At 29.6% G+C, this 23,993-nt stretch carries 23 protein-coding genes and 2 pseudogenes; 3 read left to right on the top strand and 22 right to left on the bottom strand.

Features of this window, described 5'->3' with window-relative positions:
* Positions 1–171 precede the first annotated feature (171 nt).
* Together L3B96_RS18460 and L3B96_RS18465 are read right to left on the bottom strand one after the other, a co-directional pair.
* A complete protein-coding gene (locus L3B96_RS18460) occupies positions 172–837 on the bottom strand; it encodes a hypothetical protein (protein ID WP_011967922.1) in 666 nt (221 codons plus the stop codon).
* 51 nt (positions 838–888) lie between these two features.
* A complete protein-coding gene (locus L3B96_RS18465) occupies positions 889–1,767 on the bottom strand; it encodes a YegS/Rv2252/BmrU family lipid kinase (RefSeq protein WP_011967921.1) in 879 nt (292 codons plus the stop codon).
* 297 nt (positions 1,768–2,064) lie between these two features.
* Between L3B96_RS18465 and pssA the strand changes: the two genes are divergently transcribed.
* On the top strand, positions 2,065–2,592 hold the full coding sequence (gene pssA, locus L3B96_RS18470; RefSeq protein WP_011967920.1) for a CDP-diacylglycerol--serine O-phosphatidyltransferase: 528 nt from the start codon (positions 2,065–2,067) through the stop codon (positions 2,590–2,592).
* 68 nt (positions 2,593–2,660) lie between these two features.
* Here the strand turns inward: pssA and L3B96_RS18475 are convergent, their stop codons facing one another.
* From L3B96_RS18475 to L3B96_RS18540, 14 genes and pseudogenes are all read right to left on the bottom strand, one after another.
* Positions 2,661–3,005 (bottom strand): hypothetical protein, encoded by a 345-nt coding sequence (locus tag L3B96_RS18475; protein ID WP_011967919.1) that lies wholly within the window; start codon positions 3,003–3,005, stop codon positions 2,661–2,663.
* Between the two features lie 85 nt (positions 3,006–3,090).
* A complete protein-coding gene (locus tag L3B96_RS18480; RefSeq protein ID WP_023973678.1) occupies positions 3,091–3,447 on the bottom strand; it encodes a hypothetical protein in 357 nt (118 codons plus the stop codon).
* Positions 3,448–3,458: 11 nt separating this feature from the next.
* Entirely contained in the window at positions 3,459–4,001 is a 543-nt protein-coding gene (locus L3B96_RS18485) for a rubrerythrin family protein (RefSeq protein WP_011967917.1), read from the bottom strand.
* A 150-nt stretch (positions 4,002–4,151) separates the two neighbouring features.
* Positions 4,152–5,522 (bottom strand): SpoVR family protein, encoded by a 1,371-nt coding sequence (locus L3B96_RS18490; RefSeq protein ID WP_011967916.1) that lies wholly within the window; start codon positions 5,520–5,522, stop codon positions 4,152–4,154.
* A gap of 4 nt (positions 5,523–5,526) precedes the next feature.
* The gene (yhbH, locus tag L3B96_RS18495) at positions 5,527–6,699 is read right to left on the bottom strand and encodes a sporulation protein YhbH (protein WP_011967915.1); all 1,173 of its coding nucleotides are present in this window, start codon (positions 6,697–6,699) and stop codon (positions 5,527–5,529) included.
* A gap of 8 nt (positions 6,700–6,707) precedes the next feature.
* A complete protein-coding gene (locus tag L3B96_RS18500; RefSeq protein ID WP_238899417.1) occupies positions 6,708–8,630 on the bottom strand; it encodes a PrkA family serine protein kinase in 1,923 nt (640 codons plus the stop codon).
* Between the two features lie 460 nt (positions 8,631–9,090).
* Entirely contained in the window at positions 9,091–9,228 is a 138-nt protein-coding gene (locus tag L3B96_RS18505) for a CPC_1213 family protein (protein WP_011967913.1), read from the bottom strand.
* An 82-nt stretch (positions 9,229–9,310) separates the two neighbouring features.
* Complete coding sequence (locus L3B96_RS18510) at positions 9,311–9,736, bottom strand: UDP-N-acetylglucosamine pyrophosphorylase (RefSeq protein ID WP_238899281.1); 426 nt, start codon at positions 9,734–9,736, stop codon at positions 9,311–9,313.
* A 154-nt stretch (positions 9,737–9,890) separates the two neighbouring features.
* Positions 9,891–10,076 (bottom strand): hypothetical protein, encoded by a 186-nt coding sequence (locus tag L3B96_RS18515; protein WP_238948276.1) that lies wholly within the window; start codon positions 10,074–10,076, stop codon positions 9,891–9,893.
* A 75-nt stretch (positions 10,077–10,151) separates the two neighbouring features.
* Positions 10,152–11,192, bottom strand: coding sequence for an NADPH dehydrogenase NamA (namA, locus tag L3B96_RS18520; protein ID WP_238948271.1), 1,041 nt, complete (start codon positions 11,190–11,192; stop codon positions 10,152–10,154).
* A gap of 117 nt (positions 11,193–11,309) precedes the next feature.
* A complete protein-coding gene (gene larB / locus L3B96_RS18525) occupies positions 11,310–12,056 on the bottom strand; it encodes a nickel pincer cofactor biosynthesis protein LarB (protein ID WP_011967909.1) in 747 nt (248 codons plus the stop codon).
* A 68-nt stretch (positions 12,057–12,124) separates the two neighbouring features.
* Positions 12,125–12,949, bottom strand: coding sequence for an ATP-dependent sacrificial sulfur transferase LarE (gene larE / locus L3B96_RS18530; RefSeq protein WP_011967908.1), 825 nt, complete (start codon positions 12,947–12,949; stop codon positions 12,125–12,127).
* Between the two features lie 55 nt (positions 12,950–13,004).
* The gene (larC, locus tag L3B96_RS18535; RefSeq protein ID WP_238948272.1) at positions 13,005–14,411 is read right to left on the bottom strand and encodes a nickel pincer cofactor biosynthesis protein LarC; all 1,407 of its coding nucleotides are present in this window, start codon (positions 14,409–14,411) and stop codon (positions 13,005–13,007) included.
* Between the two features lie 181 nt (positions 14,412–14,592).
* Positions 14,593–15,750: pseudogene (locus L3B96_RS18540) on the bottom strand (aldo/keto reductase).
* A 308-nt stretch (positions 15,751–16,058) separates the two neighbouring features.
* On the opposite strand from L3B96_RS18540, the gene L3B96_RS18545 reads away from it, so the two are divergent.
* Positions 16,059–16,427, top strand: coding sequence for a MerR family transcriptional regulator (locus tag L3B96_RS18545; RefSeq protein ID WP_065416017.1), 369 nt, complete (start codon positions 16,059–16,061; stop codon positions 16,425–16,427).
* A 225-nt stretch (positions 16,428–16,652) separates the two neighbouring features.
* Here L3B96_RS18545 and L3B96_RS18550 read toward each other — a convergent pair whose 3' ends face one another.
* Together L3B96_RS18550 and L3B96_RS18555 are read right to left on the bottom strand one after the other, a co-directional pair.
* The gene (locus tag L3B96_RS18550) at positions 16,653–17,411 is read right to left on the bottom strand and encodes a LytTR family DNA-binding domain-containing protein (RefSeq protein ID WP_238948273.1); all 759 of its coding nucleotides are present in this window, start codon (positions 17,409–17,411) and stop codon (positions 16,653–16,655) included.
* 27 nt (positions 17,412–17,438) lie between these two features.
* Complete coding sequence (locus tag L3B96_RS18555; RefSeq protein ID WP_238948274.1) at positions 17,439–18,632, bottom strand: LytS/YhcK type 5TM receptor domain-containing protein; 1,194 nt, start codon at positions 18,630–18,632, stop codon at positions 17,439–17,441.
* 219 nt (positions 18,633–18,851) lie between these two features.
* Between L3B96_RS18555 and L3B96_RS18560 the strand changes: the two genes are divergently transcribed.
* Positions 18,852–20,648: a carbon starvation protein A gene (locus tag L3B96_RS18560; RefSeq protein WP_171787290.1), complete on the top strand. Its 1,797-nt coding sequence runs from the start codon at positions 18,852–18,854 to the stop codon at positions 20,646–20,648.
* 99 nt (positions 20,649–20,747) lie between these two features.
* Here L3B96_RS18560 and L3B96_RS18565 read toward each other — a convergent pair whose 3' ends face one another.
* The 4 genes and pseudogenes from L3B96_RS18565 to L3B96_RS18580 form a co-directional block, all read right to left on the bottom strand.
* The gene (locus L3B96_RS18565; RefSeq protein WP_017212525.1) at positions 20,748–21,428 is read right to left on the bottom strand and encodes a peptidylprolyl isomerase; all 681 of its coding nucleotides are present in this window, start codon (positions 21,426–21,428) and stop codon (positions 20,748–20,750) included.
* A 173-nt stretch (positions 21,429–21,601) separates the two neighbouring features.
* Complete coding sequence (locus tag L3B96_RS18570; protein ID WP_238948275.1) at positions 21,602–22,435, bottom strand: deoxyribonuclease IV; 834 nt, start codon at positions 22,433–22,435, stop codon at positions 21,602–21,604.
* 393 nt (positions 22,436–22,828) lie between these two features.
* Positions 22,829–23,485 (bottom strand): ribulose-phosphate 3-epimerase, encoded by a 657-nt coding sequence (locus L3B96_RS18575; RefSeq protein ID WP_023973690.1) that lies wholly within the window; start codon positions 23,483–23,485, stop codon positions 22,829–22,831.
* Between the two features lie 67 nt (positions 23,486–23,552).
* Positions 23,553–23,993, bottom strand: a pseudogene (locus L3B96_RS18580) (phosphomannomutase/phosphoglucomutase); the annotation flags it as partial.

Here is a 23,993-nt window from a genome sequence, read left to right on the forward strand (position 1 = left end):
GAAATGATACTTAGTTGCTTGATATTGCAACTAAGTATCCTTTCTGTCTATTAACCGTTAGCACATATTACTCTTATTCAAAAAATCCTCTACACACTTATAACAACTTATCTTAGTATTTTACCTGCTGTTTACATACTCTAAAGCACAAATTCGTACTCAATTCGTTTCCTAGGAACGATAATTGTTCTTTGGCAATATTTTAAAGCCCTTTAATACTAAATTTATAATTATAAGAAATAACATATCCCCAATTACCGAATAAGGGAAGATTTTAATTCCACCTAAAATAATAATATCTTCTATCATTACTATTAATATTGCTATAATTAATAACCATATTCCTTTTTTATTTGCATATGGTCTATCCAATAAAATTACATTTAGTATGAGTAATGCACCAAGTAGTATTAGCGAAAACAAAAATAAAATAGTTTCCTTATCTATCTGTAAGATAAATCCATATAAATAATTTACCTGAACTGTCAACTTTGAAGTTTGCATTATTACAGCATAAATAATACATACTGTTGCTGCAATAACATATGTTCCACCAAAATTTAACTTCTCAGATCTTAAATAAACATAGCTTACAGCTAGCACTATAAGAGGCACTGATAAATGATTCAAAAATATTATCGGTTTTAAATAATATATTATTGTACTATTCTTGAGTATACACAATAAAAATAATGCTATATGCCTTAATAAAAATAATGTAATTACTAATGCCAAATATATTTTTATTTTCTTTGGTGAAACCTCTAAATTCTTTCTTATAAGTGAAATTGACAAAAAAATTATAAGTAACAAAAATAAATAATATGCAAAATTCACTAATTACGCTCCATTCCATATTCCTGTTACTTATATTTATTACTGTCTATCTTATTTTATACCTAAAAGTTTAATTCCACCCTTAATACATTGAACCCTCAATGGAAAATCAGGCCCTCTTTCTCCATCAATATCTGTAACAATGTCTTCTGGAGATTCTATATATAAATCATCTGTTTTAAAATAAACCACTTTATCCGAATCTAAATGCTCGCCTTTTAAAAGCTTTATAAAAAGTGGTATTAGCTCTATTATTTGTATAGCCTTAAATATTATTACGTCGAGTTTTCCGTCTGTAACTTCTGCTTCTGTAGCTAAGTTAAAGTTTCCAGCAGTTTTACCATTAAAAACCAAAAGTAAATACATTTCTCCGTCATAATCACACTCTTTAGATGATAATTTTATCTTTAACTTTCTAAAGTTAGGTAATTCTTCAAGACCTTTTAGATAATAGGCTAACTTTCCTATTGTATTCTTTAAATTTACATCAGTTTTTTGAGATACATCAGTGAAAAGTCCTGAGCTTGCTACATTTATAAAATACTTCTCATTTATTTTCCCAACGTCAACAGCTACTGGCTTTGAGCTTAATATTTGCTTACATGCTTCTTCTATATCATTTGGCATATTAATAAACTTTCCAAAGTCATTTGCAGTTCCAACTGGTAATATACCTATAGGTATATTTATGTTTTTATTTTTCATAGCATTTACTAAAGAATCCACTGTTCCATCTCCACCAGCTATTAAAATATAGCTATAAGTTTCATCTATTATATCTAATGCCTCTGCTAAATCTTTACCTTTTTGAATTCTATATGGCACTACTATTAATCCTACTTCTTGGTGTAGTTTTATAATATTGTCTAATTCGCTTATTATACTATTTTCTCCTGAGTATGGGTTGTATATGAATCTAACCTTTTTCATAAATTAACCTACCTCCAATAAATTTTCTTAAATTATTATTTATATACATAAAAAATAGCCTTAAAATAATTCTTATATACAAGATTATAATTAGCTCTAAATACATATATTAAATTCCTATAAATATTTACATATAATACCTTTGTCATAGAGTTTATTATATCATTTTACTTACTTAATGTCGATACTAGATAATCTTAATAAAAACTTAAAGTTAATTTTGCACCTTATATTATTTTCATTTATGTGCTATAATAACTCTTTGTAAGTATTTTTTATAATTTTAGGAGTGATTTTATGAGGAAAAGTTGTATTCCTAATGTATTTACCTTTATTAATTTATCTTGTGGAATTATATCTATATTATCAGTAATGAATGAAAAGTATGCAATATCAGGTGCATTTATTTTATTAGCAGGATTGGTAGATAGATATGATGGAAGAATAGCTCGTTTTTTAAACGTTTCTAGTGAATTAGGTAAAGAATTAGATTCTTTAGCAGATTTGGTTTCATTTGGAGTAGCACCATCTATATTAGTATATATATTATTTAATCTTGAATCTTTTGGCCCTAAAGGATTATTTGGATTTATAGTTTTATTACTATTTCCAATTTGTGGTGCCTATAGATTAGCTAGATTTAATACTACTGATTTTGACGGCGCTTTTACTGGTATACCAATAACAATAGCAGGTTGCTTTATGGCATTCTTTTCATTAATTATATTTAATTTTAATATTACACCATCGATTTATCTTGTTGTTCTTTTGATGATCCTTGGTTCATACTTAATGGTAAGTAAAATTAAATTAAAGAAATTTTAATTATAATTCATAATAAAAAACTCTATCCTAAAATTTCAAGATAGAGTTTTTTTGTTTAGTTTTCATCATTATTCTTCTCTTTCTGAGTTTTGAAAATTTAATTCATTATCTATTTCAGTAAATATCTTATCTTTCTCTGTACTTACTGTAATATATTCATTTTTAATCTTGCAATACTTTAGATAAGAACCTTCACATCGTTCTAAAGTGCTTATCAACTTATCTATTAATTCACCTACATTTTCAACTCTCTCTAGTGCTTTCTTAACTTCACTTTTCTCTGCTAAATTTACACCATATAGTTCTGATGCTCCAGCAATTAATAGTCTATAAACATCCACATAATTCTTTAATAATACACTTAAATTATCGATATCTTCATATTGTTTTTTAGCTAAATCATTAAATCTCATAATTAATCCTTTATAAAAAATTAATACTATCTAAATAAAATATTTGTAGTTAATCCCTAATAAGTGACTAACTACAAATAATACATTACATTCTTAATGTTTCACCATCAGCATATTCATTATCTATATCGTTAAATATATTGTTAGAGCTATAATGTTCTTCTTCACTTTCAACTATATCATCAAACTTATATTTTTCATGGCAAGGTTTTTGAAGCAAATCTTCATCTAAATCTAAAAACATCATTCCTTTGTTTGAAATATCTTCATCATGGTACGTGCTCATCTGAAACATTTTATTTTCTTGTGGCTTTTCACTAGGAGTCATACTTTCATCAATCTGAAAATACTTAAACTCCAAACTTCTGTTAATAGGCTTCTCTTTCAAACCCTCTACATAAACCACAGGAACCACAAATTCTTCAGGATATTCATAAATCATATGTTTTCCCCCTACTTACAATCCTCATTACATAATCTTCTAAAATATGCTCTTGGATATCTACATAATGGGCATTTCATAGGTGCTTCCTTACCTTCGTATATATAACCACAATTTAGACATATCCATTCTTCTTCTCTATCTGATTTAAACATCTTACCTTCTTTGAGTTTTTTAGCTAAATCTAAAAATCTCTCCTTATGATGTTCTTCAACTTCTTGAAGTTCTTTATAAAAATCTGCAATGTCGTCAAAACCTTCTTCTCTAGCAATTTCCTCAAATTCTTTATAAATTACTTTACTTTCTTCAGATTCACTAAGTGCAGATTCTATCAAATTATTTTTTGTATTATTAATCCTATCTAAATATCTTCTAAACACTTCTCTTGCATGAGCTTTTTCATTACCTGCAGTTGCTTCAAATACCTCTGCAACATAGAGGAAACCATCATCCCTAGCTTTCTCAGCATAAAAAGTATATTTATTTCTAGCTCTAGACTCTCCTGCAAATGTTTTAAATAAATTTCTTTCAGTTTGACTACCTTTTAAGTTCATCTTTGTCTCCCAAAATATTACTTTCTCTCATATATAAACTATTCATTTTTATACTTTTGGTTACCTCATAAGTTAACTCATAATGATGAAACATGCTTATTGGCTTAAATCATAAAATATTGTTTATTACTTTTTTATAATTCCGATCTTTTAGGATACAATTATCTTCTTTTCCTGATTACAAGTTAAGATCACTTCTTGCTTATCGCTTGATTTAGTAATTAGCCTAACATCATGCCCCCATAATTCTTGAACGTACTTCAACGTTTCTTTTGCATAAGAAAGCTCAAGTGGTCTTCCGTCAAAAACATTTTCTAGGGTTAATGTATAATTCTTCTTATTCAAATCAACAACTCTAATATATGGTATATTCCCCATACCAGCAGTATAACTTAAAGTATCTCTAATAGTTTTCCAGCCAGTTTCATCTGAAATTTCTTCGATGACAACATCAAAAGTTCTTTGATTATATTGAAATAAATTTAATTCTTCGCACAATTCTTTAGTTAAATAACGTCGTAAAAATGAAGAATCTCTTTCAATTTCTCTTACTTCAAATATTTTTTCCTTTCCGTATCTCTTTTCAATATCTTCAAATACTTTGAAACCAACATAATAAGGATTTAACCCGCCTATAGCAGGAGCTATTACATCATTATGCCTTTTCAAGAACTCTAAATGTAGTTCTTGTGGCAATTCTAATTGTTTTAAAATATTATAGTGTGTATAGCTTGCCCATCCTTCATTCATAATTTTAGTTTCAATTTGAGGAATAAAATATTCTGTTTCTCTCTTAACAATTCTTAATATTGTTTTCTGCCATTCTTGTAACTGACCATAATTTATTATAAATCCCATGAGATCATCAACAGGTTCCAATGGAATCTTATCTAAATCTGGTAAACTGATTTCTTCATAAGGATCTAAAATATCTCTATTTTCTTTTTTATTTTCATAATCTTTTAAAATATTTTCTTTAATCTCATTGTTAGTCAGTTCCTTAACTCCAACAGTTCTTTTAGATTGATACCTTATCGCATGACCTGCATCTAGTATTCTTTCAACTTCCGAGTATCCAATACTTGGATCGTCAATATAATTTCTTATTATTTTGGCATCTAAATTAAACATTTCTAAAGTATATTTAGCATTAGTTCCTTCTTTAAATAATCTGTTATTTCTGAAGAAGTCATTATGCCCATATACATGGGCCATTGTTAATATCTGTAACAATAACGTATTATCCTTCATTAAATATGCTAAACAAGGATCTGAATTAATAACCATTTCATAAGGAAGGCCAGTAAGATTTAAAGAATAAAGTGTTTTACTTTTCTCATAAGATTTACCAAAACTCCAATGTGGATATCTTGAAGGCATTCCAACATAAGCTTCATATCCAATCATCTCATTAAAGCCTATAATTTCAAATTCTTGAGGATAACATTCTAGCCCATATTCCCTAACCTTTTTCTCTATTTTCTCATTCCACTTTTCAATATCATTAAAGCTATATTCCAATTTCTTATTCCTCCTTTAACTCCTTCCTAAGCATAATCTTAAGTGCATCCCATAAGTCCTTCTTTTCTTTTATAATTACAGGAACAAATTTTTCATTAGTGATCTCTTTTTTGAACTTATGATACATTGTAGTGGTATATGTGGATGGTAAAAGTTCTGCATAGCCGAACATATTGCTAACCTCACATATATCTTTTACCGCTGCAACTGCTTTTTCATTATCTTCAGACCAGTTATCTCCATCACTTGCGTATATGCTATATATATTCCATGCTGCCGGAGGATACTTCTCTTCAATCACCTTTAATGCCTCATTAATGCCACTAGATATATAAGTACCACCAGATTCAGACTTATGGAAGAATTCGAATTCATCTACTCTCTTTGCAACTGTAGTATGATATATAAATTCAAATGCTATATTGTTATATTTTCTTTTTAGAAAAGTTGCCAACACGAAAAAATAAGATCTTGCTAAATATTTTTTAGTCACATCCATAGAACCAGAAGCATCCATGATAAATAGCATTACTGCATTGCTATCTTTTTTAGGTTTTAATTTAACCCTATAGTACCTAAGATCCTCCTCTCTAAAAGGAAATCTTTCTAACTCTTCGTCACTTTCTAATTCCTTTAAAGCTCTCTTCTTTCCCTGTTTTCTTGCTATCTTTGACATAACTGTTTTCTTTTTTGCAAGTCTTGGTCTTATTCCATGAGTTTGATATCCTCTCTTCTTGCCGCTAGTTTCAGTAACTATTTCTGAATACTTTTTTTGATCCAAATTAGGTAGATTAAGATCTTCAGATATATAGTCCATTAGCTCCTCGAGAGTGATTTCTGTTTCATATATATCATCACCCTCTTCATTTCCAGCTCCCTGGTTTCCTTTAGCTAATTTCTTATTTCCATTTCCTAATTTTTCTCCCCTTTTTTCGTTACCTACTCCACTGGCCACTCCCTTAGAGTTCTTTCCATAGACGAATTGATATTCCTTAATTCCTTTAATTGGTATCTTAAATTTTTTGTTTTTACTCTCTCCAACTATACTCTCTTCTGATAATATATCTCCCAAATTTTCTTTTATTGATTTTTCTACAAGTTGCCTATGCCTTCTTCTATCTTCTATGGATCTGTCGTGATCAATTTGATTGTTAGTGTAATCTCTAAATATTGCCATAAGCTAATCTAATCCCTCCATAAGTTATTAGCTGCATATTTTAAGATTACGTCACAACAATGAAGACAATATCCGTTTCTTTTCATTTCTTCAACCATAGAATCATATTTCTCTGCTTGTTCCTTATCCCTAACCTTTGATTTAGTTATGATTCTTGATAAATCTTTAACTGAAGCTGTTAATTTCTTTTCTATTGCTTCCTTCAAAGGCTCATAAGAAGTATAATCTAATTTTCCGCCTTTCCTAACTATATAGAACATATATGAAGTCACATCTGATCTAAAGCCTTTAGCCGATGCGGCATATACACCTATTTGCTCTTCTATGCTTCTCATAAATTCTTCATCTGGATTAAGTTCTTCACCAGTTGAAACATCTTTTATCTTAGTCTTATTTACATATGCCTCAGCATTATCTATATAATTGTTAAATAAACTCTCAGCTTGTTCTCTAAATGAGTGAATAAATGCCTTTGTAATTTCTCTTTCAAGAATTTTATTATATTCTTTTCTTATATTATCCTGAATAAAGCCTAAATACTTCTTTTTATCATCTGCTGCAATATCTAGTTCTCTAACAGATTTTATTATACTTTCCATTATACTAAGTGGATTTATGCAATCATATCCTGACTCAGCAAGTGCATTATCTATTGCTTTTATGATAAATCTTGTACTTATTCCCTTCATGCCCTCATATTGACCGGCTTCTTCTCTAAGTTCTCCAATATCGATCTTCTTTGTAGTTCCTTTTTCAACAATCTCTTCTCCATTGTAAATCTTAAGTTTTGTCACCGCGTCTACTTTAGCTGAAGGTGTTAACCTTGAAAGTATTGCAAACATCGCTGCGATTTCAATAGTATGTGGCGCTATATGCGCTTTAAAATTGCTCTTCTTTATTATTTTTTCATATATCTTAACTTCTTCATCTAGTTCTAAGCAATATGGAACTTCAACTTTTACAATTCTATCTAAAATTGCTTCATTTGTATGATCTGATTTAAATTTATTCCATTCCGCCTCATTTGAGTGAGCAACTATAACTCCATCAAAGTAAATCATTGAACCCTTACCTGGAGATGGTACTGATTTTTCTTGGGTTGCAGTAATTATTGTATGAAGATATTCAACATCATTCTTAAATACCTCTATAAATTCTACTAGTCCACGGTTACCGACATTAAATGCTCCATTTAGAGAAAAAATTCTTGGATCATCTTCAGAGTACATATCCATCTTAGAAATATCAATTGATCCTGTTAGTATTGATGTATCTTGATTATTGGGATCAACAGGTGGAACTACTCCAATTCCTTTTCTTGATCTAATAGAAAATCCTGTTCTTTCAACCGGAAAATCTTCATAAACTCCCTTAAGTTCATTAACAAGTTTATACCTGCATACTGGGCATAAATCTCCTTCGATTTGTACTCCTAGCATTTCCTCAAATTTTGGTCTTAAATGCTTTGGAATTAAATGAAGAGGTTCTTCATGCATTGGGCATCCCTTTAATGAATAAACTGGTTCACAACTTTCTAAGGCTGATTTTAAACTTTCCACTATTGAAGATTTACCTGCTCCTACTGGACCAACAAGATATAATACTTGCCTTGATTCTTCACCTTTCATGGCTGCTGATTTAAAATAACTTGCAAGTTTCATTATAACTTTATCAATTCCGTAAAAATCATTTTTAAAAAAGCCATATTTTCTTATTAGATCATTTCCATAAATTTTTCTTACTCGAGGGTTTTCTTCACCTTTTAACTCCTCTACGCCTTTGCTCATAATCATCTCATAGATTCTTTTATGAGCAAGGTTAACAATTTCTGGATTTTCCTTAACAATATCTAAATATTCTAGGAAACTTCCTTCAAACTTTTGGGTGTTAGACTTTTCTCTATCTGTTTCTATAAATTCTTTAAAGTTCATACTCATAAACACTCCTCCTCCTTTATAACTAAAATATATTCAATTAAACAAAGACATTATGACTACTTTTTTCAAATACTTACTGTTTAATTCCTATTAAATAAAAACCTAAACAATAACCATACAAATTTATCACTTAGTGAGTGTTATTTCATAACTTTATTAAATAACATCCATATAATAATTTTGTTTTTCACTATAGCCTGTCTAATATATAGATATTTTGATATTTCTAATTAATAACTAATTATTAAATAAATTAATAATATTTCAAATTTATACCTTAAAACATTAAATTCTTTTGCACTAAAAAAGGAATATTTTAAGTTTTTTATACTCAAAATATTCCTTCTTTAACTATTAAATTGTTTGGTCTATTATACAATTCACATTTCAGAAATCACTATGAAATATAATTATATAATATTTACAATCGTGCCTATGTTTAATATCTCTGCTATTAGTCAAAAGTTCTTGGAGTAAATTCAGAATCTTTCGCTTTTGGCTCGCCAAAAACTGCTTTTACGCTTTCTGCCTGTGGATTATGATTTAAAGTCTTATGTTTGCTTGTATGTTTTCTTTTCATACTGTTGTCCATTTATATCACTCTCCTCTTCCTATTGACTCTTTAATAGTATGTGTATTTCGGACTGTTTTATGCTGGCTAATGTTGTATATATTTAGTTTTCTATAAGTTCTTTTATATCATCAACTGACGCACCTATTGTAAATATTATATTTTCATCAATTCTTAATTTACTTTCATTTTCGTTAATTTTTATTTTGTTAACAGTTAAGTTATTTGGACGCAATTCTTTGTATCTAGTACTTGATATATCTATATCAAACTTTTTATCTTTAGCACCTGTAATTTTTATTACAGATCCATGCTCATTACCATCATGCTCTACACTTATATCTATAATGTTGTCTTTTCCATTGCAGCCACAGTTTGAATCATTTGGATACTTTAAAATATTAGCATTGCCAGTTATTGTAGCCCATCCACCACTTAATGCTAATTTCACTAATATGTTCAAATCATATTTATCCTCTATTTTCTTTAAAAGTTTTCCTAATTCAAATATTGTTAAATCTAGTTTCATTTGCTAGTCTCCTTTGCTTATGTAATATATCATCTATTATAATTGCTTTTATAAAAAATTAATAATTTAATTTTCCTCTATCTATATACTTGTTAATATAAAATATAAAGGATATATCAAACAGATAAAAACATTTTGATATATCCTCTTTATATTATAGGTGATCCTTTTCTTTATGTGGAGGCGCGCCTATCTTTTTTCCATCAATAATGCCTAAATCCGCATTATTTTTAGGATCTATTTTTCTACGTTCCGCATTAGATTTAGGTCTATCTTTTATTCTGTTTTTATTATTATCCATATGTATCACCTCATTATTATGGTGTACATTTAAATTCATTTTATACTGCTGGCTTTAAAATTAAAATTTATTCAAATAATTATTAATAAGATTAACTATTGCCAATTAATATGGTTATCTATTATTTCTGAACTTACCTCTTTCATATTGCTCAGGCCATTTTACCTCACCATCTAATTTTGAGTCAGCTTCAAGCGGCCAGTATGGTTTTCTTAAAAGAATTCTTCCTAAGAAAATCATATCTGCTCTATCATTTTGAATTATTTCCTCTGCCATATAAGGCGATATAATAAGTCCTCCAGCTATTACAGGAAGTCCTGTATTTTCTTTTATTATCTCTGCAAATTTTATCTGATATCCTTCATATACCTTAATTGGAACAGGAGTTGGTGCAACGCCACCTGAGCTTACATTAATTATATCAATACCTTCTTCTTTAACCAAATTTATTATTTTAGCCAAATCCTCTGGATGATTTCCTTCATTTAAATAATCTTCAGCACTTACCCTAAGTATTATTGGTTTTTCCTTGGTCCACACTTCTCTAACCGCTTTTACTACTTCTTTTAGGAATCGCGCTCTATTTTCTAAATTTCCTCCATACTCATCAGTTCTTTTGTTGGTAAGAGGAGATAAAAATTGATTTATTAAGTATCCGTGAGCACCATGGATTTCTATAATATCATATCCTATTTCAATACACCTTTTAGCGGCACTTTTAAAGGCATTTATTACTTCATTTATATCTTCTTTACTCATTTCCTTTGGAACTTTATATTCACTACTAAATGCTTCAGCACTAGGTCCTATGATCTCAAGATTCTTTATTTCACACTTTCTACCTGCATGACCAAGTTGAATTCCCATAACCGCACCTAAGCTTTTACATGTATCAACTATCTTCTTTAAACCCTCTATTTGTGAATCATTCCATATTCCTAAATCTTTATCACTTATTCTTCCTCTACTTTCAACTCCAGTTGCTTCTTGGATTATAAGTCCTACTCCGCCTAAAGCTCTTGTAGCATAATGTATTTTATGCCACTCAGTTGCTATTCCATCTTCCTTAGCTGTATACATACACATAGGTGCCATAACGATTCTATTTTTAAATTCTAAATTTTTGAGTTTAAAATTTGAAAAAAGTTTTGACATATAATTCCTCCTCCCTTTTGTTTTTATATTTATAATGTTAATTATATTCTTTCCTAACTAAACAATTGGATACTGAATTTTAAATATTAATTAACCATATAAAATCATTGTAAAAAACTACAGCTTATTAATAATACTAGCATTATATGCCGCCCCGAAGCCATTATCTATATTAACTACGCTAACACCGCTAGCACAACTATTCAGCATAGATAATAAAGCTGCAATTCCTCCGAAATTAGCACCATATCCAACACTTGTTGGCACTGCTATTACTGGCTTATCTACAAGTCCTCCTACAACGCTCGCTAATGCACCTTCCATACCTGCAATTACTATAACGACTTTTGCCCCCCTAATGACATCCAGTTTTGAAAAAAGTCTGTGTATCCCTGCAACTCCAACATCAGTTATTTTTTCAACTCTATTGCCTAATATACTCGCTGTTTCAAATGCTTCTTCTACAACAGGTAAATCTGAAGTCCCTGCTGCAACAATTGCTATATAATTCTCCGTAAGAGGTTGTTCATTTTTCCTAATAGTTATTGTTCTACCAAGTTTATTATATTTTGCTTCTTCACATATTTCTTTGACTGCATTATACATTTCCTCATTGGCTCTAGTTCCTAATATATTATTATTTTTTGTAATCATAAATTTTACAATATCTCTAACCTGCTCTACAGTCTTACCTTCGCAGTATATTACTTCCGGATAGCCAACCCTAATTTCTCTATGATTATCTATTTTAGCAAAACCTAAATCTTTAAAAGGTAGATCTTCCAATTTTTCAAGTGCCTCATCTACATTCAACTTGTTATTTTTAACACTTTCTAATAATTCTTTAATTTCTTCTTTGTTCATTAGCTTTATCCTCCTGAGATCTTCTACACTACCTTATTACACCATTTTAATTTATCTCTAAAATATTACTATTTATTTTGATTATCTTCTTTTTTTACTATAGTTTCATTAAAACTTCCTACTCTATAACCTTGCAAATCTAATGTTACATATTTAAATCCACATTCTTTTATTTTTTCAGCAATAGTATCTAAAAGTTCTTCATTAAATAGTTTACTTCTATCATTCCTGCTTACTTCAACTCTCGCTAAATCACCATGACATCGTACTCTAACAGCTCTAAAACCTATACTCATCATATACTTTTCTGCATTTTCAATCTTTTCAAAATCTTCTACCTTAAGCTCATTTCCATAAGGTATCCTTGTCAAAAGGCAAGCATAAGGTGGCTTATCCCAAGTGTTAAGTCCCAATTCTTTAGAGAATGCTCTTATTTCTGCTTTAGTTAATTTACACTCTAATAGCGGACTTCTTACTTCTAGTTCTTTTAACGCTTTAAGACCTGGTCTATAATCACTTATGTCATCAAAATTTGTCCCATCAATTACACAATTATAACCTTGTTCTTTTGCTACATTTAATATCATAGTGAATACAGCTGTTTTACAAAGATAACATCTATCCTCTGGATTAAATTTAATTGAATCAATAATTGGAGCCTCAATAATTTCATGTTGAACTCCCAATTCCCTTACCAATTCTCTAGCCTCTGCTATTTCCCACTTAGGAATGTAAGGTGATAAAATCGTTACTGCCTTTACATTGTCTCCAAGAGCTTCCTTGGCTACTCTAAGTAAGAATGTGCTATCTACTCCCCCTGAGAATGCTAAAACTACTTTTCCTAATCCTTTAAGGTATTTCACTAGTTCACTATATTTATCATTATTAATCATCTATCTATTCCGCCTCTCACCTATACATTTTTATTTTCTCAATTTGATTGTAGAATTACTCATTATAAATATTCGAAGTTTGCTTATAAACTTCCCTATACACCTTTTCCATAGTTATGTTATTCTCTTTTGCAATCTTTTTACATTCCTCATATTCCGGCTTATATTTAACTAAGTTACCTTTATAATATGATTTCTTGATTGTTACTTCTCCATACTGAGTTTCTACCTTTGAAAACTCTCTATTTAACATTATTTTTTCAAATTTATATTTTCTTACGCCTATAGATGTCGTCTCTTCAAAAACTATGTCCAAAATATCTTTTTCTATTTTTTCACTAATTAATACACTTAACTTTATTCCTGGTCTTCCTTTTTTCATGAATATAGGAGTTTTAAAAACATCTAATGCTCCTGCATCAAAAAGCTTTTCTTCGATATATCCATAAAATTCTGGATTCATATCATCTATATTAGTTTCCAATATATACTGTTCTTCTATCTTCTCTAAGCTATTGTCTTCTCCTAAGTAAACTCTCAAAACATTAGGTATATCTAGATCTCTATGTCCAATTCCATATCCAATTTTCTTTATAGAGAAATCTATTTTCGAAGTAAATTCTTTAACATTTTCAGCTAGTATCGCAGCTCCTGTAGGCGTAGTTGTTTCAAATTGAACTACCCCAACATTTATTGGAATGCCTTTTAATATTTCTACGGTCGCAGGTGCTGGAACTGGCATGAGACCATGAGCACATTTTACGAATCCGCCACCAACTTGAACATGAGATGCCATAATCTTATCAACTTTTAAATAATCTAAACAAATAGCAGCTCCTACTATATCAACAATTGAATCAATGGCGCCTACTTCATGAAAGTGTACTTCATATAATGTTTTGCCATGTACCTTTGCTTCTGCTTCTGCTACTCTCATAAACATATTTAAACTTAAATTCTTAACTTTTTCACTTAAGTTACTAGAATTTATTATATTCTCTATATCTTTTAAGTTTCTATGATGATGATCGTGATTTCCTGAATGGCTATGAACATGAGCTTGTTCGTGATTATGTGAACAATCATGTTCATGGCTATGTGGATGATTGTGTTCATGATTATGTGAAGCATCTTCACCATGAGAATGATTATGATGATCGTGCTCTTGATCATGTACGTGAGAGTGACTGTGATCTTCTATAATATCAGTACTGCAATTCTCAAAATCTTTATATCCTATGTTATCTGAATTATTTACTTCATCTTTTAATATAACATCTACTCTTGTTCCTGTTATTCCAAGTTTCTCAGAACTGTTAATTTGTATATCATATTCAGAATTTAAATTAAGCTTTGAAATTTCTTTAAATAAATATTCTTTAGGAACTCCTAAGTTCAACATCGCTGCCAGATTCATATCTCCACTTATACCGCAAAAACAATCGTAATATAATATTCTCATTTAGCTCACTCCTTAACTCATTTGTATGATTTTAATAAATTTATTTTTGTCTATATAATGTTATATCTTCTTAATTATCGAAAAAATACTCTTTTGAATATATACATTTTTTTCTTATTTTGGAATGTAATGATCTTTTTCAACTGTCTAGAAACTATTTTGTGAATTGTAATATTTTACTTTATGCAAATATTGTTTTAACATTTTTTAATTCTTGACGAATCTTGATTGCTTGAGGACAATGGCTTTCACACTTACCGCATTCAACACATTTATCTGCTCTTTCTGATGGTGCTACTCCATTATATCTTTCCTTAAGTTCTTTTTCTGTTGCTGGAGTAACGAATATATTATACTCATTATATAATGTAAAATTCTTAGGAATATTTACGCCTGCTGGACATGGCATGCAATACTCGCAAGCTGTACAATTAACTTTTATTCTTTCTTTAAATGCTTTTTTAACATTATCCATTATTTCTAGCTCTTTTTCTGTTAGTGAATTTGGTAAAGCTTTACCTGCCACTCTAATATTTTCAGTAACATTATCCATTACATTCATACCACTTAGTACTACAGATACCTCTGGATGATTCCATACCCATCTTAGTGCCCATTCGGCTGGAGATCTCTTAATTTCTGCTTTATCAAATGTATCAGTAACTACATCCGGAAGATTTCTAACTATTTTTCCACCTCTAAGCGGCTCCATGATAACAACTCCAAGACCTCTATCTGCTGCATATTTTAAGCCTTCAGTTCCGGCTTGGAATTCTTCATCTAAATAGTTATATTGAATTTGACAGAATGACCAATCATAATAATCCACTATCTCTTTAAAAACTTCTAACTTATCATGAAATGAAAATCCTGCATATCTTATTCTTCCATCTTTAATTGCTGAGTTTAAAAATTCATCTATTCCTAACTTCTTTAAATTTTACCAGGAACCTTTATTTAAAGCATGAACTAAATAGAAATCTATTCTATCTGTTTGCAATTGCTCTAATTGTTCATTTAAATATTTATCCATATCCTCTCTAGTCTTAATTGCCCAACTAGGAAGTTTTGTAGCTAAATTCACCTTTTCTCTATATCCGCCTTTTAAGGCTCTACCTACAAATGGTTCACTTTCCCCTCCACTTGCCATTCCTGTTCCATGATAAGGGTATGCAGTATCAATATAGTTAACTCCTTCATCAATTGCGTGGCGAATCATTTTTGTAGCTTTTTCTTCGTCAATTTTAGTAGTATCTCCATTAATAATAGGTAACCTCATACAACCAAATCCTAGAACCGAAACCTTTTCATTTGTCTTTCCAAACCCTCTATATAACAAAGTAATTCCTCCTTAAAATAGATAATTTATATGATAAATTGTTCTATATATATTTTACATCTTATAGTTAACTCTAAGTCAACATATTTTGGAAAAATAAACCTTAAAATGAAAAGTTAATTTCGTTATTGCAGCACTAAAGTCATTGTTCCAAAATTAAAAAGTAATTTTTTATTTATAATACCATATTCATCATTTATAACTTTTCATTTTAGAAATAATTTTTTGATGCAATTTTACAAATGCTTACTCTTAGAGTATACTCTAAGTTATAAAATACATCATGCAGTTTAAAGGAGGGTAATACTATGGGATACAGTATTGCTGAAGTTGCTGAAAAAACACATTTAAGTCCACACACTCTTAGATATTATGAAAAAGAAGGTTTACTTCCATTTGTGGATCGCAGTGAGTCAGGCAACAGGGATTTTAAAGAAAAAGATTTAGAATGGCTTGAACTTATTTGTTGTTTAAAAAATACAGGTATGCCTATAAAGCAAATCAAAGAATATATCCAGTTATGCCTTAAAGGTGATAATACTATTGATGTTCGTAGAGAAATATTTATAAAACACCGTGAAGAAGTTATTAGCCAAATAGCTGAATTACAAAGAAATCTTGATAAAATTAATTACAAAATTAATTTTTATAATTGCGCCTGCAAAAAGACTGTATAACTGAGATAATACAGAACTTTATATAATAATTAATCCAAATAAAGGATACTCATTGTTAATCTTGGTAAGATTAACAATGAGTATCCCTTATTTAGACTTTTTCATAAACTACAAATGAATAAATTAATATTTTATTCAAAAAATTCATCTAATTTTTTAATTTAAAAACTCAATTTTAATTAATATTCTTCTAAAATTTATATACTTCTAAAACTGGAGCTAGTACTATAGTCCTAAAATAATCTTTATTTCCTTAACATGAGATCTGCTCACCGGTATTTCATTATTTTCATCATCATCAATAATTAACTTATAAGTACCGTTAAACCAAGGGTAAACTTCTTTAACTTTTTCAAGATTTACTACGTAACTCCTGTGGCATCTAAAGAAATTTGTTTTCTCCGTTAGCTCTTGTAAAGTTTTTGTTGTACAATAAATATCTTTATTAGTCTTAACATAATTCCTCTCTCCCTCTGAATAAAAGAAGGAAATTTTGTTAACATCGATAAGAATTATTTTTCCATTGTTCTCACACGGGATTTTCTTCAATGCTTGTTTATTTTCAAGCTTACTTAATATATTGATTATTTCATTTTCATTTCTATTACTAATTGTATTTAACGCACAATTTAATGATTCCGCTATTCTCTTTTCATCATATGGCTTTAGTATATAATCATAAACTTTAAGTTCAAAAGCCCTTATTGCATAAGTATCATATGCCGTTAAAAAAATTAGAATTATATCCGGAAATATCTCTTTTACATCTTCTGCCAATTTTATTCCGTTTTTTCCCGGAATATTGATATCAATAAGAGCAATATCTGGCTCCTCGCTTTCAATTAAAGTTAATGCACTTATTCCATCATATGCTTGCCCTACAACTTTAAATCTGCCATCCTTAGATATTATGTATTTTAATTCATCGCTGGATATTGCTTCATCCTCAACTATTGCTACTTTTATCTCATCTAGTAATTTCAATTTAATTCCCCCCATTAATTATAATAATTATTTTGGAATGTTAAAATTAACACTGCTTCCATTATTTGAACTTACTATATTTAAAGAGTAACTTTCTCCATATAATAATCTAAGTCTATTGTTGATATTTTTAAGGCCAAGTCCAGTTGATAAAGATTCATCTGCATTTTCAAAGCCTACCCCATTATCACTAATTTCAATACTAACGTCATTTTCATCATTTTTAATAGAAATTGTTACTATACCACCATTAATTTTTTTCAGTATTCCGTGCTTAATTGAATTTTCCACAATTGGCTGAAGTACAAGTATTGGGAATTTTATATCTAGTAAATTATCATCTATTAAAAATTTCACTTCTAGTCTATTTGAGAATCTAGCTTGTTCAATTGCTACATAAGCCCTTATCAAAGCCAATTCTTTTTTTAATGTAGAAAAATCTCCTTCTATTTCTAGCGTAGCTCTAAAATAATTTGAAAGATTTAATATAAGTTCTCTTGCCTTTTCTCCATCAGTTCTACAATATGCACTTATCACATTAAGAGAATTAAATAAAAAATGAGGCTCTATTTGTGCTTTTAAAGCCTTTAATTCTGCTACTTTATTTTCTTCTTTTAATTTTATAAGTTTTACTTCACCATCAACCAATTTTTTTGAGCTTTCAATTACCATAACTATTAAAAATACACCAATAGAATTTATAAGTATCATAGATAATGCTATTGTTTTCTCAAGATCTATTGCTGAATTTATATCTTTAGAAAACATTAATATAATTATCATTTGAGTAATTTCTGCTACTACTGCAGCTAACCCTGCAACAGCTGGGTTTAGCCCCTTTTTCTTAAATAATATTCTAAATCCTCCACCTATTGCGCCTTCCACAATTGTTGATAATCCGCAAGCTAACGCCGTAAATCCTCCAAATGAATACCTATGCAATCCACTTATAAATCCAACTATAATTCCAATAACAGGTCCCCCTAAATATCCTGCAACTATTGCTCCAACTGGTCTGCTATTTGCTAATGATTGATCTTTTATATATATTCCAAAATAAGTTCCTAAAATAGCAAGGAGTGAAAATATCAGAATCATCATTATGTTATCTTTTCTATCAAACTTGTCCTTAACGAAACACTTCATAATATTAGTCTGTAATATTACATATATAAATATTGTTATAAGTGCCATTCTCTCTAGCATATTCACCATCAACATACTATCACCTCCCTTTCACCTCTATATACATAAATTATACTACTATGTAATAAAATCTCAATTTTCACTTCCTTTATATAAAAACTTACTGCAAACCGCCTCAATATTTTGTTAATTCATCCACTAAATATAGCATTTCACATACAAAATATAGTCACTATTTATTTATAATGTTAGATTATATATGTAAGAAAACATTTACACAAAGGGGATGTAGATATGAATTCTATTGTTTTAGTTATTATTGGTGCTTTAATTCTAATACTATCATACAGATTCTACGGTGCTTTCATTGCTGCAAAGGTATTGGTTTTAGACGAATCTAAAAAAGTTCCTTCAGAAATATACAATGATGGCAAGGATTATGTTCCAACAAATAAGTGGGTTCTGCTAGGTCATCACTTTGCGGCTATTGCAGGAGCTGGTCCTCTTATCGGACCCGTTTTAGCAGCCCAGTTTGGTTACCTTCCTGGTACTCTCTGGATATTGATTGGTTCCGTTGCTGCAGGTGCAGTTCATGACATGATAATGCTTTTCTCATCAGTTAGGTTTAATGGTGAGTCCATAGCAGAAATTGCAAAGCATACATTAGGAAAAAGAATTGGCTTTATTACTTCCATTTCAGTTATCTTCATATTAATAATTACAATGGCAGGTCTTGGCTTGCCAGTCGTTAACTCGCTTTATAATAGCCCTTGGGGTACATTTACAGTTGGGGCTACTATTCCAATTGCAATTTTTATAGGAATTTATTTAAAATACATTAGACCTGGTAAAATAGGTGAGGCTACTATAATAGGTATGGCTTTAATAATGCTTGCGGTCATCTTTGGGCCACAAATTGAAGGTACAACTCTTGGTAATTTTTTGACTCTTGATACTAAACAACTATCTGTAATATTAGTAATCTATGGATTCTGTGCTGCGGCTTTACCTGTATGGCTATTATTATTACCTCGTGATTATCTAAGTACTTATATGAAACTTGGAGTTATTGGTGCTTTAGTTATCGGTATAATAATAGTCAGACCAAATTTAGAAATGCCTGCACTAACTCAATACGTTCATGGTGGTGGTCCGGTTGTTAGCGGTAAAGTATTTCCGTTTTTATTCATAACAATAGCCTGTGGTGCGCTATCTGGGTTCCATTCACTTATTAGCACTGGAACTACTCCAAAACTAATAAAGAGCGAAAAAGATATTCTTCCAATAGGTTATGGTTCTATGTTACTTGAGGCTTTTGTCTCCCTAATGGCATTGATTGCAGCTACCTCATTGCCTACAGCTGACTATTTTGCCATAAACTCTTTGCCAGAAGTTTTTGATAAATTAAATTTGGTCCCAAAAGATTTAGGAATGCTCGAATCACTTGTTGGTGAGAAACTTGCTGGAAGGCCTGGTGGATCTGTGTCTCTAGCCGTTGGTATGACATATGTATTCCAAAAGCTACCTGGTGCATCAACCTTAATGTCTTATTGGTATCATTTCTGTATAATGTTTGAAGCATTATTTATTTTAACAACTATAGATTCAGGAACAAGAATAGGAAGATATTTATTACAAGATCTTTTTGGCAAAATGTACAAACCACTTGCTAGAAAAGATTCTAAATTTAATCTAGTATTTTTCAGTGCATTAATGTCACTTAGCTGGGGAGCCTTACTTTATAGTGGTAACATTTCAACTATTTGGCCTCTATTTGGAGTCGCCAATCAAACTCTTGCCGCAATTGCTTTTGCAATCGGAACTTCTGTACTTATAGAGATGGGCAAGAAGAAATATACCCCTATAACAATATTACCTATGATATTTATCGCTATAACGACTTCAACAGCTTCTATTGAAAATATCTTTAATAACTATATTCCAAATGGTAAGACTACATTAACCGTGTTATCAGTTATAATACTTGCTATGTTAATTATAATCCTATATGAATGTATTAAATCTTGGAAAAATAATTGGAATAAGCATCCCAGTGATAAAATAAACTCCATTACTCAAGCTATCCAATAAATGCCTGATAAAATTTTAGTGGAGACTTATATGATTGATATTAGTCATATAAGTCTCCACTAAATCATTTATTCTTAGATTCTAAGCTACATTTTAAATTTACTTTTTATTCGGTTCTTTGTATTCAACACCTTTTGTATCAACAGTTATTGATGTAATTACAACATCCTTTTTAGGTGCATCAGCAGAATTAGTTTCTACATTTTGAATTTTATCTACTATATCTAACCCTGATATTACTTTTCCAAAAGCAGCATATTCTCCATCAAGATTTGGTGCATCTCCTGACATTATAAAAAATTGGCTTCCTGCACTGTTAGGGTCTTGTGCTCTTGCCATAGATAATACTCCTTTTGTATGCTTTAAACTGTTTGCAAAACCATTAGAAGTAAATTCCCCTTCAATTGAATAATCTGGCCCACCGGTTCCATTTCCTTTAGGATCTCCTCCTTGGATCATAAACCCTTTAATTACTCTATGGAATTTTAAGTTGTTATAAAAGCCTTTATTGGCTAAATATATAAAGTTGTTAACAGTATTAGGAGCAATTTCCGGATATAATTCAGCTTGAATTTCTCCGAATCCTTCTACTTTTATAGTAGCTATTGGCAGGTCCTTACTATTTGCTGATGGAGTTGCCTCATTGCTTTCACTTGTTTTAGAGGAATTATCTGCTTCCCCTTTTCCATTGCTAGCATTTTTATTTCCGCAACCTACCAATAAAAATATTCCCATTATAATTGTTATAAAAACAAAACTTTTCTTCTTCGTGATCCTCATAACTTTTTCCACCTTTTATGTATATTTTGACAGCTTAAGTATATCATAATTCTCTATATTACTTAATATTTATTATAGAAGTAATATTGCTATATTATTATTTTTTATTCATCATGCAATTTGATTAGTAAAATTACGCTATACACAGTCTATAATTTTATCACTAAATATTTTTAATTTTGGTATATACTCTTTAATAATTTTATTTCCCTTGCATATCCGTCAATCTCATTTGGTGTCTCAAGGAAAAATGGTAAATTGCATAACATTGGATGATTAATAATATTCTTAATTCCCTCTAATCCAATAGAACCTTCTCCTATTTTTTGATGCCTGTCTTTATGACTTCCAAATGGATTCATACTATCATTTAAATGTATTGCACATAATTTATCTAACCCAATTATCTTATCAAATTGTTCTACTACTTCATCTAAATTATTAACAATATCATACCCTGCATCATAAACATGACACGTATCAAGACAAACACCTACTTTATGTGATAATTCTACATTATTTAAAATCTCTTTTAATTCATCAAATGTGTGTCCAATTTCTGTGCCCTTTCCTGCCATTGTTTCTAGCAATACAGTAGTTGTTTGTTCTGGCTTAAGAATTGTATTTAGCATATCTGAAATATATTTAATTCCAATCTCCACACCTTGCTTAACATGACTGCCTGGATGAAAATTATAAAGATTATTAGGAATATACTCCATCCTTTCTAAATCATCCTTCATTATCTCTACTGCAAAATTTCTTGTGTTCTCATCTGCAGAGCAAGCATTTAATGTATATGGTGCATGACCTAATATTTTAGATAAATTATTTTCTTCTGCTAACTTTAAAAATTCTTTTATATCTGTTTCATCTATAGTCTTTGCTTTACTACCTCTTGGATTTCTAGTAAAAAATTGAAATGTATTTCCGCCTATACTAATAGCCTCTTCTCCCATATTCTTGAATCCTTTTGAAGCCGATAAATGGCAACCTATCTTTAACATTGTATTTCCTCCCCGTATCTTATGTAATGCAATATATCTTCATAATATTATTTTAATTACTACATGTACTTTTGCCTATATAATATTTTTATATTCCTTCAAATTTAAATATTATAATCTCTCTTTAATATAAATTTTTCTCTTTACACCCCGTAAATATATATTACACTCAATTTTCTAAATTACAATCTTATTTTAACGCTTAGCTTACTATAGGCCTAATTGTAAATTTATTATAGCAACATATATAAATATCTTTATGAAAAAAAAGACTGCTACAAAAATTTCTCTGTAGCAGTTTTAATAAAAATTTAAAATTGTGAAAGCATGATTATAATATTTAATATTCTTGTATGTGATTATTGGTTTATACTTAAATACTGGCGAAAATTATTATTTAATTTCTTTTATTTCATTTATCTTAGATTTATAATCCTCTATTTTATTGTTAAATAATGCAGATGTACCTAAAACATAAACATCTATTTGTTTATGTTTTAATTCCTTAACTGTCTCTTTATTTATGCATCCATCAACTTCTATTAATGGTCTATTACTAAGTGTTGATAAATATTTATTTAATTCATCTAACTTATCAAGAACTTTATAATTAAACTTTTGTCCTGAAAAACCAGGATTAACAGTCATAACAAGAATCATATCTATATCCTGTAAATATGGTTTTACGCTTTCTAATGACGTTTCTGGACTTATAGCAATTGATGCTTTTATTCCTTTTGATTTAATCTTCTTTATATCTATTTCTACATCTTTACTTGCTTCAATATGAAATGATATATATTCTGGATTTAGATAGCTATACATATCTATATATTTCAGTGTGTCTACAGTTGCCAAGTGTATGTCTAGAGGAATATTGGTAACACTCTTTATTTGTTCCAATACATAAGGTCCCATAGCTAAATTGTTAACAAAAACTCCATCCATTACATCGCAATGTAATAAATCAACCTTTGCATCTTCTAATTTTTTTAGTTCACTATGAAGTTCTAATTGATTCGCGCACATTATTGAGGCTGCTATCTTCAATACAATCACTCCAATCAAAAATCATTTAAGGCATATGAAAGAAAATAACAAGTCCAAAATGCCCTTATTATTTTTTTAATTGTACTTCAAATATATTGCTAAAGTTATCTAAATTCAAATCTTCATATTTTCTTAAAAATGGCATTAATCTTTCTAATATTATGTTAATAGAGTTTTCCGAATCCGATTCTATATTTAGTGGCAGTACAGGCTCATGCAGCGATAATCTTAACAATAGCCAGCCATCTCCATTTTCTTTATCGCAATTTATCTTTATCCCTTCATAATTTTTAGGTTCAATAGTCCATCCATTCACATGATCTACATATTTCTTCAAGCCTTCTATTATCATTTCTCCATATGATTTAAAATCTTCCCTCTTTATGTTTATTCTCATATCCATACTTTCCTTAGGATATTTTAAATTTTCTATAAGGCTTGATATTTCTTTTCCTTCATCTTTTAACTTGGCCATCTTAATTAGTATTTTGGCTATTAAATATGCCCC

The organism is Clostridium sp. YIM B02569, assembly GCF_022320765.1.
Classification (GTDB): Bacteria; Bacillota; Clostridia; order Clostridiales; family Clostridiaceae; genus Clostridium; species Clostridium beijerinckii.